Below are 15,247 nucleotides of genomic sequence, written 5' to 3'. Positions count from 1 at the left end.
CTTTTATCAAACTGAATGCTTACTTTTGCAAAAGTAAATAAGATTAATAACATTAGAATATAATAAGATGGAAGTTAAAATCACAAACGAGAACTTTGAAAGTTACAAAAATGGCGAATTACCATTGGTAGTAGACCTATGGGCAACATGGTGTGGCCCATGTCGCATGGTCGGTCCTATCATTTCTGAACTGGCAGAAGAGTATGATGGCAAGATTGTTGTAGGCAAATGCGACGTTGAAGAGAATGATGATGTGGCAGCAGAATATGGTATTCGCAACATTCCTACTATCCTTTTCTTCAAGAATGGCGAGTTAGTTGATAAGTTTGTTGGTGCTGCAAGCAAGGCAATTCTTGACGAAAAGTTTAAGGCTTTGCTTTAATCAGCACGCTATTTAACATTTAGCAGTTATTCAAAAAATATGATATAGTCTGTCAGTTCATGAGAACTGACAGACTTTTTTTATTTTGTTTATACTCCATATTGATTGCCAAGTGAGGCGTTTCCCATGTGTTTCTCGTCATTTTTTGTCTTAAAACAAGGCCTTTTCTCGGTTCTTTCTCAAAGAAAAATGAGACTTGTCAGTGTTGAAAGTGAGGGAGCTTGTGTAACGGGGAATAGGAAATGTTTACTTTGTTGATAATTAAAAGGAAAATGATTTAAGCCAAATCATCGTGTAATTAGACTCATTTTACTCGATGAAATGAGGCAGATTACAACGCAATATGACGCAAATCATTTTTTGCTTCCACATCCGTTATATTCTTCTTTAAGCCATCCTGCTGATAGAAGGATAGCAAACATATTGCAGAACGCATGAAAAACCATTGCTTTTATTGATGTTTCATCATCACATTTCAAATATATATTTGGTCTATACGCTATCCCATAACTTCATGAAATGTTAGAAGTAGAGGGATAAAGCCAAGGATATTTGTCAATGGTTAGCGTTCATTGATTCTATTATTCATGCCATATCTTACTGATTCCTGCAATAGTTTGTGTGCTGTCTTCTTGCATTTTCAGCGCTAATTCATAGTGAACAGAGTCAATCTTTTGCTTGAAATTGTGCGTATAAAAGCATACAATTCCGCGGTTAGTCAAATAGTTTTCTGAGACAAAAGAGGTCTTAGCGTCTACTTCTATGTCTGTATTAATTCGATTGACAACCTTCTTTGGCAATATCTTTTGCCAGTTTTTATAATCTAATTGCTTAGCAAGGTTTGGCAAACAAAACTCATTTGCAACCATCTTTAATGAGCTTACATCGATAGGTTTCAATTGACATTCGTGTATCCATGACCTGAAAAACTCGGCCACGCCATCCGAATCGTCCATCTCTATCTTTATAAGTTTCTTCTTCATCCTGCCATCTTGTCCATAGAAGAGCGTGTAAAGCCAGCATTCATCGCTTTCAGGGAAGCAGTTGCTAATGCCAATCTGAGCCGTTGTTCGTGTGATAAGATTGACCCAGGCGGGGTAAAGTTGTAGGTAAGGTTGAGGCTTTTTATGCAGATTTTTGGTTGTAATCTCTTGCCGATTCACTAATAGTTTGCCGTTTTTATAAAGTGTAATAAGAACTATTTTGTCATAGAAGTCTTCGTTTTTCACTTTATATGGGGCATCTGCCGATTGCAAAATGATGTGCCAACCAGCGCAGGTGGTATCGGCATCTGTTGTTAGATTCTTATAGGCTTTAGTGAGTTTAAGCGCCTTAATCGTTTGTTTGGGCTGAGACTTTTTGTTTGATTGTGCCACTGATTTTGTTTCTTTGCACGCTGATAACAATAGGATTATTGAGCATGTAGCAAGCAACAGAATGCTCAATAGCGGTGAATGTTTTGATTTCATGTGTCAAAAGGTGTTGTTATAGGGGCAAATATAGTGCAAAAACCAATATGTTCAAAACATTTATATAACTTTTTTTAATAACCGGTTCAGGCTTTATCTCGTGCTTTTTCCTTATCTTTGTCAACATAAGGTCGTGAAGATCAAACTTAAACAAACACTTAATAACTATTTCAAAAATTACTAATCAAGAAATAATCTGACAGCAACGATGAACAAACTGCTTTGTATCTTGCTTGCGATGATGTCCTTAACAGTGGCTGGGCAATATCAATCGAGGGTGTGGTGTGCCGATAAAGGCAATGGCACCTATGTCAATCCTGTGATCAATGCCGATTATAGTGACCCCGATGTTGTGGCAGTTGGTGATGACTATTACCTCACTTCGAGCTCTTTTAATTGTGTTCCCGGACTGCCGATTCTACATTCTCGTGACCTCGTTAATTGGGAGATAGTTGGTCATGCGCTTGAGCGTGTGTGGCCAGATAGCTTATTTGGGGGACTTCCTGCACACGGAAAGGGTGTTTGGGCGCCCTGTATTCGCTATCATAATGGTTCATATCGCATCTATTGGGGCGACCCCGATCAAGGTGTTTTCATGGTAAAGGCGCAGCGTCCTGAAGGACCTTGGGAGTCACCACGACTAATATTGCCTGGTAAAGGCATTATCGACACGTCGCCATTATGGGATGATGATGGGCGATGTTACCTTGTAAATGCGTGGGCTAACAGTCGAACGGGCTTTGCAAGTGTTATCACTGTGCGTGAGATGGATGCCGATGGAACGCGTGCTATCAGTGAGCCCGTGATAGTGTTTGATGGGAATGGCACGGAAAATCGCACGTGTGAAGGGCCTAAATTCTATAAACGTGATGGGTGGTATTGGATATTTTGTCCTGCTGGAGGAGTGTCAACAGGATTCCAACTGGCTTTACGTGCGCGGTCACCCTTTGGCCCTTATGAGGCAAAAAAGGTGTTGGCGCAGGGCAATACGCCTGTAAATGGGCCACATCAAGGGGCTTGGGTGCACACGAAATATGGCGAAGATTGGTTTGTTCACTTTCAAGATAAGGGACCATATGGGCGTGTTGTGCATCTGCAACCACTTACATGGAAAGACAATTGGCCTGTCATTGGCCGCGTTCCTCAGCGTGGTTATTGTGGAACACCTTATTTATCATATCGTAAACCAAAGGCTGAAAGCCGCTTGATTGTAACTCCTCAGGAGAGCGATTCATTCAATTTGCCTCGTTTGGGCCGTCAATGGCAGTGGCAAGCTAACTATAATCCTTCGTTCGGAATGCCTACTTCGTTGGGCTTTTTCAGGCTATATACGTATAAAACCAACGACAATTTTTGGAATGTTCCCAATCTTTTATTGCAGAAAACTCCTGCAGATCGCTTCACCGTTACAGCCAAATTAACCCTTATAAGTAAGGCAGAAGGTCAGTTAGGTGGACTCATAATGATGGGTCTTGACTATTCTTCTTTGGTGGTAAAGCGCGTGGGTGATGGCTTTGTTTTACAACAAATGACTTGCCGAAATGCCGATAAAGGTGGGGCGGTTATAGTCACTCCGTTGGCTCATTTGGCAAAAACGGGGCAGGATGATAATGATTATCAGTTTGCAATCTATGAGGAAGTATTCCTTCAAATGAAGGTAGATGGCGGCATAGTTCGATTCGCTTTCAGTCGTGATGGCAAGCATTTTAAGGATGTAGGTGAGCCATTTAAGATGCGAGAAGGTAAGTGGATAGGAGCAAAGATGGGCTTTGTTGCACAAGAACCCAACGTGAAATCAAATCGCGGTTGGATAGATATTGATTGGTTTAATGTTACAGATTAATCTATAAAAAACAAACAACTTAATAACAATGAACAAATTATCATTATTGATTTTCTTCGTATTCTTTCCGTTGTTCGCATTGGGCGATGGTTGGAATGAAAGCGAATACCAAGCTATTGAGCATGCTATTGAACAACCAAAGATTGCCGATAGGTCTGTAGTTATCACGAAATTTGGAGCAAAGACGACGGCCTCGGCAGCACAAAATCAGCGTGCTATCCAGAAAGCTATAGCCTTTTTGGCTCGTCAAGGCGGTGGAAAAGTGGTGGTTCCTGCAGGAAAATGGCATACGGGAGCATTGCGTTTATCTTCTGGAATCGAACTTGTTGTGAGCAAAGATGCCTTACTTCAGTTTGTGTTTGAACGTTCACTCTATCCGTTAGTAAAGACATCTTGGGAAGGAATGATGTGCTGGAATTACAGTCCTTGCATTTATTCTTTTGGCTCAGATGACGTTGTTGTGTCGGGAGAAGGCACGATAGATGGCGGTGGTTCGAATGAAACGTGGTGGCCAATGTGTGGAAAAGAGGTCTTCGGATATGTCAAAGGAGTTACTAAGGAGGCACAAGTGTTAGGCTCACGCAGGCGACTTCAGCAGATGGCTGAAGACGATGTACCCTGGGATGAGCGTCGTTTTGGGTTGGGATATGGGCTTCGTCCCCAGCTCATTAACTTCGTAAAAGGAAACCGAGTGCGTGTTTCGGGCGTTACTTTACTAAATTCTCCTTTCTGGGTTATACACCCTTTACAATGTAAGAACGTGACGGTTGATGGCGTAAAGATATGGAATGAGGGACCAAATGGAGACGGATGTGACCCAGAAGCGTGTGAAAACGTGCTGATTCAGAATACACATTTCCATACAGGGGATGACTGTATAGCCATTAAAAGCGGTCGAAATAACGACGGAAGACTTTGGAATCAACCTTCAAAGAACATCATTATACGCCGTTGTGTGATGGAAGATGGCCATGGAGGTATTGTGATTGGGAGTGAGATTTCAGGCGGATGTATGAATGTTTTTGCCGAAGATTGTACGATGGATTCACCGCATTTGGATCGTGTTTTGCGTATCAAGACAAACAATTGCAGGGGTGGTCGTATCGAGAATATTAATGTTCGGCGCGTTAAAGTGGGGCAATGTAAGGAGGCAGTAGTTAAGATTAACCTTGACTATGAGCCTCAAGAACCATGTTATCGAGGCTTTGAACCAGAGGTAAGAAACGTGAATGTAGAGCAGGTTACATGTCAAAAGAGTGCTTATGGTGTGCTGATTGTGGGACGAGATAGCGTAGAAAATGTCTCAGATATACGCTTAAAGGATTGTGAATTCAATGGAATAAGCAAACAAGATGTTAGAATTACGGGGAAGACTCGAAACGTTTCGTTCGATAATGTCAAAATGAATGGCTCGTTAGTATTGTCTACTGACAAGAAGCCTTATAAGCATTTGTCTGAATGGATGGCTTATTCGGAGATGAAACGAACGCCAAAACCCTGGCTACTTGACTTTGCTTCGGCCCCTCGTTGGAGTTATACTGTGGGCATAGAATTAGAGAGTTTATTAGATGTTTACCATGTTTATGGGGGCGATTCTATTAGGAATTACCTGACGGCGTATTGCAAAAAGATGATTGATCAGCAAGGAAAGGTGACAGGGTATGACTATAATGCCTTTAATCTTGATAACATTCGGCCGGCTAAATTCATTCTCAAGATGCAGCAATATGCCTCTACTCAGGGTGAGAAAAAGGCTTTAAAGACTTTTATGAAGCAACTACTTAAGCAGCCAAGAACGTCAGATGGCGTCTTCTGGCATAAGGCAATATATGCTAATCAAGTGTGGCTTGACGGCATCTTTATGGGCTTACCATTCTATTGTAACTATGCTTTGACAAACTATTCTGACCGAAAAGCACGTGCGATTCTTGACGATGCGGTTCATCAAATACTACAAACCGATTTGCGAACTTATGACAAAACAACTGGTCTTTGGAAGCATGCTTGGGACGAAACTCATAGTCAATTCTGGGCAAATCAAGGCAATGGACAAAGTCGTCACACGTGGGCTCGTGCGTTGGGTTGGTACGTAATGGCCATTATGGAGTGCTTAGATGTCATGCCGAATGACTATCCTCGCAGGGCCGAACTTGTGGCTTTATTACAGAAAACAATGCAAGCGGTTGTGCAATATCAAGACAAAAAGAGTGGGGTTTGGTATGATGTGATGGACGTTAAGAGTCCAAAGAACTACTTGGAAAGCACTGCTTCGTGCATGTTTTCTTATGTCTTACTGAAAGGTTCACGTCAAGGCTGGCTCAGTTCTGATTTCCGTGAGGCAGGGAAGCGTGCCTATCAAGGTATCTTACAGCATTTCATTCGGGTGAATAATGACTTGACTCTTTCACTAACGGATTGCTGTAGTGTGAGTGGTTTAGGGCCAGGTAAGGGCCCGTTTGTGCCAAAAGGTAAGGAAAATTATCGTAGAGATGGCAGTTTTGACTATTATATGAGCGAGCCAGTTCGTAATAACGACCCCAAAGGAATAGGCCCTTTTATCTGGGCTTCGCTTGAAATGGAGCAACATAATGCCCAATAATATAAGCTTTTTGGGCTCAAATAATAAATCAAACCCATTCAAAGAATAACATAAGAAAAGAGGAGTTCACAAATGAACTCCTCTTTTCCGTTTTGTGACTCGCATGGGGCTCGAACCCATGACCCCAACATTAAAAGTGTTGTGCTCTACCAACTGAGCTAGCGAGTCAGTCAACTTCCTGTTCGAAAGCGAGTGCAAAGGTAGTTATTTTAATTGAAATAAAGAAATGGTTACAAAGATTATATGATTTAATTTAATATATTTAACAAATCAAACCTTGTCTAATGGTGACTTCATTTCTATTTTTAAGCAACCTTGTTTGGCTGAATTTATAACTTCATCACCACTGTTTATTCCTTTATTTCAATACCAACGTTGGGCTTATCTTGGCCTTGATCCTCCTTGGTTACATAGCGTTGCCAGTACGCAATGATGAGCGTTGTCAACGGAAGTGCCACAATCAGTCCAATAAATCCCAGTAAAGCACCCCACACAGAGAGTGATAACAGCAAGATAGCAGGGTTTAATCCCATCGCTTTTCCCATGACTTTAGGTGTCACAATAAAGTCAGTTATCACTTGAACTACAGCGAAAACAAGCAGTGCTAAGCCAAAGATTACCCAGAAGTTTTGACCCGTATCAGCCGCTTTTAGCATAGCCAAGAAGGCAGTAGGGATTAGTGCAAACGTGTGAAGATAGGGCACAAGATCGAGTATTCCAATAAGGATTCCAAGACCGATTGCCATGGGAAAGCCTATGATAGTAAAGCCAATGCAGAACATTATGCCGAGACATAGCGCCACAAGTCCTTGTCCTCGCACATAGTTATTAAGCTCGTGTTTCACATCTTGCATTAGTTCCTGCCAGAAAGGACGGTTCTTTTTGGGGAAGATTCGAATCCAATTGGCTGTCAGATACTCATAGTCCATGAGGATAAAGAACGTATATAATAAGGTGATTGCAGATGCAACGATACTCCAAATGATGCTTGCTGTCTGACTAACAAACGAGAAAACCTGGGGCATTGCGGTTTTAATGGCATCACCAAAGTCCTTACTTTTGAAGAAACGTTCTATCTGGTTTTGATTCGCTTGCACCCATTCCGAGATGTAATTTGTTATGTCATTGGTGTGTGTTGTGTGGTGAACCCAACGCATAAGTACGTCTTGCAGTCGGTCAAACTGCGCTATCATAGGAGGAAAGATGAGGTAACAAACGCCCCCGATGACGCCAATCAGCAACAGAAAAGTCAACACAATGCTGATTGCCCGCACATGAATGTGGAGCCTCTTTTCAATGAATTGCACGATGGGATAAAGCAGATAGGCTATCAACCATGCAATAAAAAAGGGTAGAAGTGCACTGCTTAGGTAGTTAACCAAAAGCAAAACACCGATGACAAGCAGGCCTGTTCCTGCCCAACGGATAAAGCGATCGAACGTAATTTCCTTTTTCATTATTCTTGATTCCTTTCTTCTTTCAAAGCTTTTTGATAGCAGTCGCGACATAATGGCTCGTATTCTGTCTCCTCGCCAAGCATCACACGGTGTTCATTTTGCACCAATCGATGACTTACATAGGCAAGCGCGCCGCAACGAACACATATTGCATGCACCTTCGTTACTTCGTCGGCGATGGCACAAAGGGCTGGAATCGGACCAAAAGGCACACCTTTATAGTCCATGTCTAAGCCTGCAATGATGACTCGGATGCCACGATTGGCCAACTCGTTACACACTTCTACGAGGTTATCATCAAGGAATTGAGCTTCATCAATGCCTACAACGTCGATGTCAGATGCCAGCAACAATATCGAAGCCGATGAGCTTATAGGAGTAGAATGAATGGAGTTCTGGTCATGACTCACCACGTCTTCTTCAGAATATCGCGTGTCAATAGCCGGCTTAAAGATTTCAACTCTTTGCTTAGCGAACTTTGCCCGCTTCATTCTTCGAATCAGTTCTTCGGTCTTTCCCGAGAACATTGAACCGCAAATCACCTCAATTCTGCCCGGGCGATGTGCCTCTATAATTAGATTTTCCACCATGATGGCTACAAAGTTAAGAAAAAAATAGGATATTGTCATAGCGGAATTGCAGAAAAAGTATAATCATTTTATGAGCCATGTTGAATGGTTCTAAAAGTCAAATTCCATCAGATGGCTATGTTGTTTTCATGAAATTAGTTTGTGTTTCTTGTTTTCTTCTGACCTTAAGCCTTATTTGTTATGAGCTGTTTTGTATTAAATAAATAGCTTTATTGCTACCATTTAGGTCCAAGCAATTATGATTTTCGGTTTCAAAAGTTCTCATTTCATTCACCTCTTATGTATGAATGATGTTATAATCTAAAGCGATTCTTTACTTGTTTTGGTGCATAATTATCTACGATAAGCCTTGTGTTCCTGCATAAGATGATTCAAACTTCTTATTTGTTTTGTAAATTTATAGTGCAAAATTTAACACTTCACGCAGGCACCAAATAGAAATAAGGAAGTGGTAAATCTCATTTTTTGTCGTTGTTCAGCGCAATATATTTCACAGAATCATAGCTTTTCCATTGCAAGATGAGGCGTTTTACGTGGTGTTTTGCATCAAACAATCGCGTAAAATCATAGCGTTTGGCTTGTAATCTGATAGAGATTGCTGAGAAATTCATGTGATTTCTCGGAGTGTTTTGAATCTTTGTGGCTAACTGACTGATAGTGAGCGGATTGTGAGGAACGCTAAAAGGCGGTTTATTTCGCCTGAAGTTGTAAGGTGTTTCAAATTCGCTCGTATTTTGAAACCTATTGTAAGGAAAAGAGATTTGTATTAACATATTTTCTTCATCGTGGTATTTTACAACTTTATTCATTCGGATTTGCACTTTTATTCTTGGCAAACTAAAACATTATTTTATAGGAAATTGTGTGTAATCAGCCTGTTTTCGTGTGATGATGAGGGAAACTTTATGGCTTAGTTTCTTCAATTTTATGGTATTTGTAGGCCTAAAAATGCAAATTAAAACATTTTGTTCGATAAAAGAAACAATTGTTTTCACTTCATGAATAAGGTTTTAAAAATTGCAAAGAAATATCATGTTTTTTTGTAAATAATAGATAATTGTTTATATTTGTGAGTGATTATGGGAACATTATACATAGTACCGACACCCGTAGGCAATATGGAAGACATGACATTGAGAGCCATTCGGGTGCTGAAAGAGGCCGATTTGGTGTTGGCAGAAGATACTCGTACATCGGGCATTCTATTCAAACACTTCGACATCAAGAATCATTTGATGGCCCACCATAAGTTTAATGAACATGGTACTTCGGCTGGAATTGTTGAACGACTTAAGGCTGGTCAGACGATAGCATTAGTCAGTGATGCGGGTACTCCGGGGATAAGTGACCCAGGTTTTTACCTTGCTCGCGAGGCCGCCAAAGCCGGAATAACGGTTCAAACCTTACCCGGTGCAACGGCATTTGTACCTGCTTTGGTCTCATCGGGACTGCCGTGTGATCGTTTTTGCTTTGAAGGTTTCTTGCCACAAAAGAAAGGTCGCCAGACGCATCTGCTTGCTTTGCAGAACGAAACACGTACAATGGTGTTCTATGAATCGCCTTATCGATTGCTGAAGACGCTGCAACAGTTTGCTGAAGTGTTTGGAGACGAGCGCCAAGTGAGTGTTGCGCGTGAGATATCTAAGGTATATGAGGAGCATGTTCGTGGCACATTACGTGATGCCATCGAACATTTCACTGAGAAAGACCCACGGGGCGAGTTTGTAATCGTAGTCGCGGGAGCAAATATAAAGAAAGAAAAAGAAAAGAAACTAAAATTAGAGGAGTGAATGATTATGAAGAAAATGTTTTTTATTTCAGTTGGTATGATGATGCTGGCTGTTACTGGTTGTAACCAGAACAAGACGAAAGAGGGTGCTGTTAACACTGAACAGAATGACTCAATACAGCAGATTCTCTCTCAGAAAGATAGCGAAATTAACGAGATGATGGGCCTAATGAACGAGGTTCAAGAGGGATTTCGTCAGATTAATGAGGCCGAAAACCGAGTTACTATCGCTAAAGACGGCGAAGGTTCTGATAAGAAACAGGTGCTAAGAGATAACATAAAGTTCATTACAGAGCGTATGCAGAAGAACCGAGATCTCATTGCTAAACTGCGTGAACAGCTTGCAAACAGCTCGTTAAAAGGTAGCCAACTCAAGTCAACTATAGACAACTTGGTTAAGCAATTGGATGAAAAGGATCAGCAATTGCAGCAACTTCGTGCTGAACTTGATGCCAAAGATATTCATATTGGAGAGCTCGATGAGACGATAAATCATTTGAATACCAACGTAAGTAACCTCACAACAGAGAGTGCACAGAAGTCGGAAACAATCTCAGCACAAGATAAACAGCTCAACACGGCATGGTATGTGTTTGGTACAAAGAGTGAACTTAAAGAACAACGCATTATCGCTGACGGTAAGGTTTTACAAGGAAACTTCAACAAAAACTACTTTACTAAGATTGATATTCGCGTGGATAAGGTCATCAAACTCTATTCAAAGTCTGCACGACTGCTGACACTTCATCCTGCAAGTAGTTACACTTTGGCACGTGATGCCAATAAAGAGTACGTGTTAACCATAACAAATCCGCAAATATTCTGGAGCACAAGTAAATACTTAGTCATCCAGGTTAAATAATTATTAGAATCAAACGAGACTCCCCTTTGTTTCTACATGGGGGAGTTTTTCTGTGTAATCATTAATGAATCAGCTTGATATTTGGTTCCTTGCAGTGGCATTAGCCACCGATTGTTTCACTGTTTCGATCGCCTGTGGCATAATAGTTAAGCGCATGGAGTGGGGCATAACACTGCGTATGGCCTTACTCTTTGGCGTGTTCCAAGCCTTGATGCCGCTGATCGGATGGCTTGGAATAAGTAACTTTTCCCATTATCTTGAAGAGGTAGATCATTGGATTGCTTTCGGACTTTTAGCCTTTTTAGGAGGTAGAATGATTCGAGATGCGTTTCTTCCTGTTGAAGATCATTCGATGAATCCACGTCGCTTTAAGACGCAATTCCTATTGGGTGTAGCCACAAGTATAGACGCTTTAGCCATTGGAATATCGTTTGCTTGCATGGGATTTAAGCAGGTTTCATCTCTTGATTACCCTCTTTTTGTGATAGGAATCGTTGCTTTTGTGTCTGCAATTATAGGCATGTGGCTCGGTGTTCGCTTTGGAAAACCTTTGGAAAGGCGCTTGAAACCTGAGCTGTTGGGAGGCATTATATTGATTATTATTGGTGTAAAGGTATTGATTTCTCACCTTTGTGGCTGAAACTTTTGAATTGAATCAAAGCGTGTTTTATTTCAAATAATAGCGTTAAGACCTATTGTTCATCTTACATAATGAATCAAAAAAACGCACATTCTCTTTCAAAGGAATGTGCGTTTGCTTTGTTTTAATGATGTTATTTCATTCTTTTGAGGCATTGTTCTCAATCACTTCTTTGTCTATGTATTTACGATTGACTACGAGAATAAAGAAGGGTTGCGTGTAGTAAGATTGCTTTTTACCACGTATTACCTTATAGTTTAGCAAGAGCGTATTGCCTTTTTGCACCAGAGATAAAGGCTGAATATCTGTCGATATGTTTGTTTCTGGCAGCACTTTAGCAATGACAAACTGCTTCTTAAAATCTATTTTAGTTGGTTCTCCGCCTTTACCCATGACGGCAGCCATGCCAAAATAGTGATTAAACTCATGCTCGTTAGTCACCTTTAATGGCGCTGGAAGCGACGCATTATTACTGAAAAAGTAGTTCTTTGCCACGTTATATTGAATTGTCTTTTGACTGCAAGTACAACCCCATAACAGGCAAGCTGTCCACAAAAGCATAATTAGTTTCTTCATTCTTTGATTTATTTTGAAGTGTGGATTCTTATTCCTAATTGTATTTGGAAGCCCGTTGGACGATGTTTATAGCTATTTTCAATGTCACTTCCATTATTGAAATAGTGACTCATTCCAGGCTCAATATATAACCCTGTGTTATTATTTATTCGATATTCTAAGCCTAAGGATGCATTAACGGCCCATTGAAGAGGAGATTCTTTGAGGTCAATGGTCTTAGGACTGAAGTCACTCTTTATTGCAGGTTGAGGCAAACGGAGTTGGCCTTTGACAAGTTTCTCTACCTCACCTCCTGCTGTTGCATAGGCATTTAGCCGCTTATATTGCCACAACCGATAACTAACCGATAGGGGAATACCAATATAATGCAAGCGCTGTTGCCCCTCTTCTCCTTGCTCTTTGCCTTGATTTGTGATGCTTGCAGACAGGAAACTATAGGTCAATCCCGTGTGAATTGTCCAATCATTACTTAGTTTTCTGCCCACCGATACACCTATTTTAATCGGTAAATGATGGTGATATTGCTTTGTAGAAAGCCCTGGAGCACTACTCAAATAATGGCCTTTCTCATTGGGATTTGCCATGACATCAGCCACGAATCCATGGTTAAATGCATTGCCAATTGCCTGCGTTGACATGCCTCTTCCACTCATATATACATCAAATGTAAGGCGTTGAGGCGTAGAAGAAACAAGCCTTTGCGATAAGATTTCCGTAGGATTGCTGTATGTTTCATCCTTTGTTACGGGCCGCTTCGTTGGCTTTTGCCTCGTGCTATCAGTGCTGTTTACGACTGCTTGGCTTTCAACCATATCATTATCTGAGGTTGAAGCCACTGTTGTTTCAGTCATTCCAAGCGTTGATACAACACGACTATCCTTTCTTTTTGCCCACCAAGACATTGCTGTTTGAGGCATATTCTCATGCAAAGTGGGGCTATCCGCGTCGCGTTGCCCTTGTTTTACGCTCTCCTTTGGCTGCTGTTGTGAAACAAGCGCATTCGTTTCAGGTGCAGAACTACGTAGCCACCATACGCCAACTCCTGCAATGATCACGGCAACAGCAGCTGCTGCAGCCCACCATTTAGACAACTTTCCAACATGAGACGAAACAGATGGTGACGCAGATACAAGGCCACGACGAACCATTTCGACTTTAATGTCGTCGAGTAATCCCTTTGGTGGCTCTTGCGTATGCCCCTCGAAACGGTGTCTTATGTCGTTAATCCACTTGTTCATTCTGTCATTCTGTCTTGTTTCTGATATGATTTTATCATACGGGCCAACATGACTTTAGCCTTATAAAGCTGTGAAGCTGAGGTGTCAGCCTTTATGTTTAACTGTGCAGCGATTTGCTGATGACTTAATCCTTCGATAACAAACAGGTTGAAAACTGTGCGATATCCTGAAGGCAACTGACGTATCATTGCCGTAATTTCTTCGGCACTAAGTGAGCCAATTTCGGGCTCTTCGTCTACTACATCAGGTGGTTCTTTATCCAGAAAACATTGCTCTTGTTTTGCTTGTTGACGCAAAAAGAGCAGCGATTCATTGATAACGATGCGCGTAGCCCATGCTTTTAATGACCCCTTTCCACGATAGTTGAACGTGCGACCTTTATCAAACATCTTAATGAAAGCCTCCTGAAGTATATCTTTTATGTCTTCATTCTGGGCGACATATCGTGCACATACGGCCGTCAGTAGAGGCGCATATTCAGTATACAACAAGTCTATAGCAGTGGCATCTCCCCTGTTTAACTTGCGAACAATAGTCTGTTCATTATCTCTACTGAATAGTTTCATGCCACGCGCAGCTCTTTTTCTTTAGTCTTATAGCGTCATTCTAAGCCTTGTTTGACTTCATTTTCTTTAGTCCTTTCACTTAGTAAATGCAAAAATAAGATAATCTTGTCTATGTAATTAGAATTTAACAATCATTTAACATAACGTGAGGCAAGGTTATGTTTTCATAGGTATTTAAGGAGTAGATGAATCAAATATAACAATAAAATGATGAAAAAGCAAACAAACAAATTATCTTTTTGGCTGGTGGGATGCCTTGTAATGTTAGGTCTTTCCTTTGCAGCTTGCAATCCAGGTGGGGATGATAATCACACACTTACCCCCGAACAACAACAGCAAGCCTATCAACAGGCGAGAGGAAACTATGCAGGTAAGCTCTTCTTTAGCCGCTTGGATGCTACTAATGGCAATATCGTTAAAGACTCTTCTGCCATTCGTTGGGAAATCAATACAGACTCAACGTTGATTATTAAGGCCTTTCCTATGCGGTTATTTGCCGAATATGTGAACGACAATGCATTGAAAAATGCACTGCGTAATGCACCAGATCAGGACATCAAATGCTTCACCTATTATTATAATCTCAATCCAGTAGGCTTCTTTATCAGCCCTGTTTCGCCTGTTTTTAACCTCAATTATGGTGGTCAAGACCATAAGATTAGCATAGCTTTCTTTATTCGTAACAGCTATTCTTTTGGCGTTTTGAACAGTGCTCGCCTATCACAGATGCAGATTATAGCAGCTTCTTTGCAGGTAGATGCAATGTCGTCAACCTATCTGAAGGAAAGCGTTGGCTTCGTTTTCCAAGGAAATGGGAGCCGATAATTCGGTTAATTGGCTTGCTTTTTAAGGCAAGTTGAAGGCTGACTTCAATTAAAAAGTCCGCACAAGTCTATCGTATAGATTTGTGCGGACTTTTGTTTTATGGGCTGAAATGTAGGAATGTTGTTTATGGATTGTAAAGATATATGGTCTAAAAAACGATACTTCGTAAGCTTGCAAATAGGAAAATAATGGTTGAAAAAACGGGGATTGTTGCCTCTGTTGATAGATTTGGTGAAGGTAAAACCTTCGCTTTCGCGTATGAAGTGGGGCATATTGGCCTACAAAGTGTAGCAAACGACAGCGTGTTTTCAGTCATATCTGATTGTTGTTTGCGTCATATTGCGTTGTGAAATGCGGCAGATGAGGTCATACGATGATGATATTTGGATGGAAAAATGACGCTGTTTTGTT

General features: G+C 41.0%; 13 protein-coding genes, 1 tRNA gene and 1 pseudogene. 7 read left to right on the top strand and 8 right to left on the bottom strand.

Features of this window, described 5'->3' with window-relative positions; genetic code table 11:
- Window positions 1–67: 67 nt before the first annotated feature.
- On the top strand, window positions 68–382 hold the full coding sequence (trxA, locus tag HMPREF9420_RS04905) for a thioredoxin (protein ID WP_007134366.1): 315 nt from the start codon (window positions 68–70) through the stop codon (window positions 380–382).
- Window positions 383–963: 581 nt separating this feature from the next.
- On the opposite strand, the gene HMPREF9420_RS04900 is transcribed toward trxA, so the two are convergent.
- Window positions 964–1,758 carry a hypothetical protein gene (locus HMPREF9420_RS04900; RefSeq protein WP_007134365.1) on the bottom strand — a complete coding sequence of 265 codons (795 nt, stop codon included), beginning with the start codon at window positions 1,756–1,758 and terminating at the stop codon, window positions 964–966.
- A 301-nt stretch (window positions 1,759–2,059) separates the two neighbouring features.
- On the opposite strand from HMPREF9420_RS04900, the gene HMPREF9420_RS04895 reads away from it, so the two are divergent.
- Window positions 2,060–3,694, top strand: coding sequence for a glycoside hydrolase family 43 protein (locus HMPREF9420_RS04895; protein WP_007134364.1), 1,635 nt, complete (start codon window positions 2,060–2,062; stop codon window positions 3,692–3,694).
- Between the two features lie 28 nt (window positions 3,695–3,722).
- Complete coding sequence (locus HMPREF9420_RS04890; protein ID WP_007134363.1) at window positions 3,723–6,293, top strand: glycoside hydrolase family 88 protein; 2,571 nt, start codon at window positions 3,723–3,725, stop codon at window positions 6,291–6,293.
- A gap of 95 nt (window positions 6,294–6,388) precedes the next feature.
- Here HMPREF9420_RS04890 and HMPREF9420_RS04885 read toward each other — a convergent pair.
- The 4 genes and pseudogenes from HMPREF9420_RS04885 to HMPREF9420_RS04870 form a co-directional block, all read right to left on the bottom strand.
- A tRNA-Lys gene (locus HMPREF9420_RS04885) sits at window positions 6,389–6,461 on the bottom strand.
- A 302-nt stretch (window positions 6,462–6,763) separates the two neighbouring features.
- Window positions 6,764–7,750 (bottom strand): annotated as a pseudogene (locus HMPREF9420_RS04880) (AI-2E family transporter); the annotation flags it as partial.
- Entirely contained in the window at window positions 7,750–8,340 is a 591-nt protein-coding gene (locus HMPREF9420_RS04875; RefSeq protein ID WP_044078772.1) for a thymidine kinase, read from the bottom strand. The gene HMPREF9420_RS04875 and the pseudogene HMPREF9420_RS04880, both read right to left, overlap by 1 nt.
- Window positions 8,341–8,798: 458 nt before the next feature.
- Window positions 8,799–9,149: a hypothetical protein gene (locus tag HMPREF9420_RS04870; RefSeq protein WP_007134359.1), complete on the bottom strand. Its 351-nt coding sequence runs from the start codon at window positions 9,147–9,149 to the stop codon at window positions 8,799–8,801.
- Window positions 9,150–9,419: 270 nt separating this feature from the next.
- Between HMPREF9420_RS04870 and rsmI the strand changes: the two genes are divergently transcribed.
- The 3 genes from rsmI to HMPREF9420_RS04855 all read left to right on the top strand — a co-directional run bounded on the left by rsmI (window position 9,420) and on the right by HMPREF9420_RS04855 (window position 11,631).
- On the top strand, window positions 9,420–10,130 hold the full coding sequence (gene rsmI / locus HMPREF9420_RS04865) for a 16S rRNA (cytidine(1402)-2'-O)-methyltransferase (protein WP_007134358.1): 711 nt from the start codon (window positions 9,420–9,422) through the stop codon (window positions 10,128–10,130).
- 6 nt (window positions 10,131–10,136) lie between these two features.
- The gene (locus tag HMPREF9420_RS04860) at window positions 10,137–10,991 is read left to right on the top strand and encodes a Cbp1 family collagen-binding glycoprotein adhesin (protein WP_044079104.1); all 855 of its coding nucleotides are present in this window, start codon (window positions 10,137–10,139) and stop codon (window positions 10,989–10,991) included.
- Window positions 10,992–11,055: 64 nt separating this feature from the next.
- Window positions 11,056–11,631 carry a manganese efflux pump MntP gene (locus tag HMPREF9420_RS04855; RefSeq protein ID WP_007134356.1) on the top strand — a complete coding sequence of 192 codons (576 nt, stop codon included), beginning with the start codon at window positions 11,056–11,058 and terminating at the stop codon, window positions 11,629–11,631.
- 138 nt (window positions 11,632–11,769) lie between these two features.
- On the opposite strand, the gene HMPREF9420_RS04850 is transcribed toward HMPREF9420_RS04855, so the two are convergent.
- The 3 genes from HMPREF9420_RS04850 to HMPREF9420_RS04840 are packed head-to-tail and all read right to left on the bottom strand — an operon-like array spanning window position 11,770 to window position 14,011.
- The gene (locus HMPREF9420_RS04850; RefSeq protein ID WP_007134355.1) at window positions 11,770–12,207 is read right to left on the bottom strand and encodes a hypothetical protein; all 438 of its coding nucleotides are present in this window, start codon (window positions 12,205–12,207) and stop codon (window positions 11,770–11,772) included.
- 8 nt (window positions 12,208–12,215) lie between these two features.
- Window positions 12,216–13,445, bottom strand: a complete 1,230-nt coding sequence (locus HMPREF9420_RS04845; protein ID WP_007134354.1) for an outer membrane beta-barrel protein — start codon at window positions 13,443–13,445, stop codon at window positions 12,216–12,218.
- Window positions 13,442–14,011, bottom strand: a complete 570-nt coding sequence (locus tag HMPREF9420_RS04840; protein ID WP_007134353.1) for an RNA polymerase sigma factor — start codon at window positions 14,009–14,011, stop codon at window positions 13,442–13,444. Before HMPREF9420_RS04840 ends, HMPREF9420_RS04845 begins: the two co-directional genes overlap by 4 nt.
- Window positions 14,012–14,218: 207 nt before the next feature.
- Between HMPREF9420_RS04840 and HMPREF9420_RS04835 the strand changes: the two genes are divergently transcribed.
- Entirely contained in the window at window positions 14,219–14,836 is a 618-nt protein-coding gene (locus HMPREF9420_RS04835) for a DUF4840 domain-containing protein (protein WP_007134352.1), read from the top strand.
- Window positions 14,837–15,247 lie beyond the last annotated feature (411 nt).

Source organism: Segatella salivae DSM 15606 (assembly GCF_000185845.1).
GTDB classification, from domain to species: Bacteria; Bacteroidota; Bacteroidia; order Bacteroidales; family Bacteroidaceae; genus Prevotella; species Prevotella salivae.
Note: the sequence above shows the minus strand (reverse complement) of the source record. Positions and strands in the feature narration are given on the sequence as shown.

Excerpts from the sequence above, each read along its gene's own strand:
- HMPREF9420_RS04845 (WP_007134354.1), bottom strand. The coding sequence starts at position 13,445 with ATGAACAAGTGGATTAACGACATAAGACACCGTTTCGAGGGGCATACG.
- HMPREF9420_RS04875 (WP_044078772.1), bottom strand. The coding sequence starts at position 8,340 with ATGGTGGAAAATCTAATTATAGAGGCACATCGCCCGGGCAGAATTGAG.
- HMPREF9420_RS04850 (WP_007134355.1), bottom strand. The coding sequence starts at position 12,207 with ATGAAGAAACTAATTATGCTTTTGTGGACAGCTTGCCTGTTATGGGGT.
- HMPREF9420_RS04890 (WP_007134363.1), top strand. The coding sequence starts at position 3,723 with ATGAACAAATTATCATTATTGATTTTCTTCGTATTCTTTCCGTTGTTC.
- trxA (WP_007134366.1), top strand. The coding sequence starts at position 68 with ATGGAAGTTAAAATCACAAACGAGAACTTTGAAAGTTACAAAAATGGC.
- HMPREF9420_RS04860 (WP_044079104.1), top strand. The coding sequence starts at position 10,137 with ATGAAGAAAATGTTTTTTATTTCAGTTGGTATGATGATGCTGGCTGTT.
- HMPREF9420_RS04870 (WP_007134359.1), bottom strand. The coding sequence starts at position 9,149 with ATGAATAAAGTTGTAAAATACCACGATGAAGAAAATATGTTAATACAA.
- HMPREF9420_RS04840 (WP_007134353.1), bottom strand. The coding sequence starts at position 14,011 with ATGAAACTATTCAGTAGAGATAATGAACAGACTATTGTTCGCAAGTTA.
- HMPREF9420_RS04835 (WP_007134352.1), top strand. The coding sequence starts at position 14,219 with ATGATGAAAAAGCAAACAAACAAATTATCTTTTTGGCTGGTGGGATGC.
- rsmI (WP_007134358.1), top strand. The coding sequence starts at position 9,420 with ATGGGAACATTATACATAGTACCGACACCCGTAGGCAATATGGAAGAC.
- HMPREF9420_RS04895 (WP_007134364.1), top strand. The coding sequence starts at position 2,060 with ATGAACAAACTGCTTTGTATCTTGCTTGCGATGATGTCCTTAACAGTG.
- HMPREF9420_RS04855 (WP_007134356.1), top strand. The coding sequence starts at position 11,056 with ATGAATCAGCTTGATATTTGGTTCCTTGCAGTGGCATTAGCCACCGAT.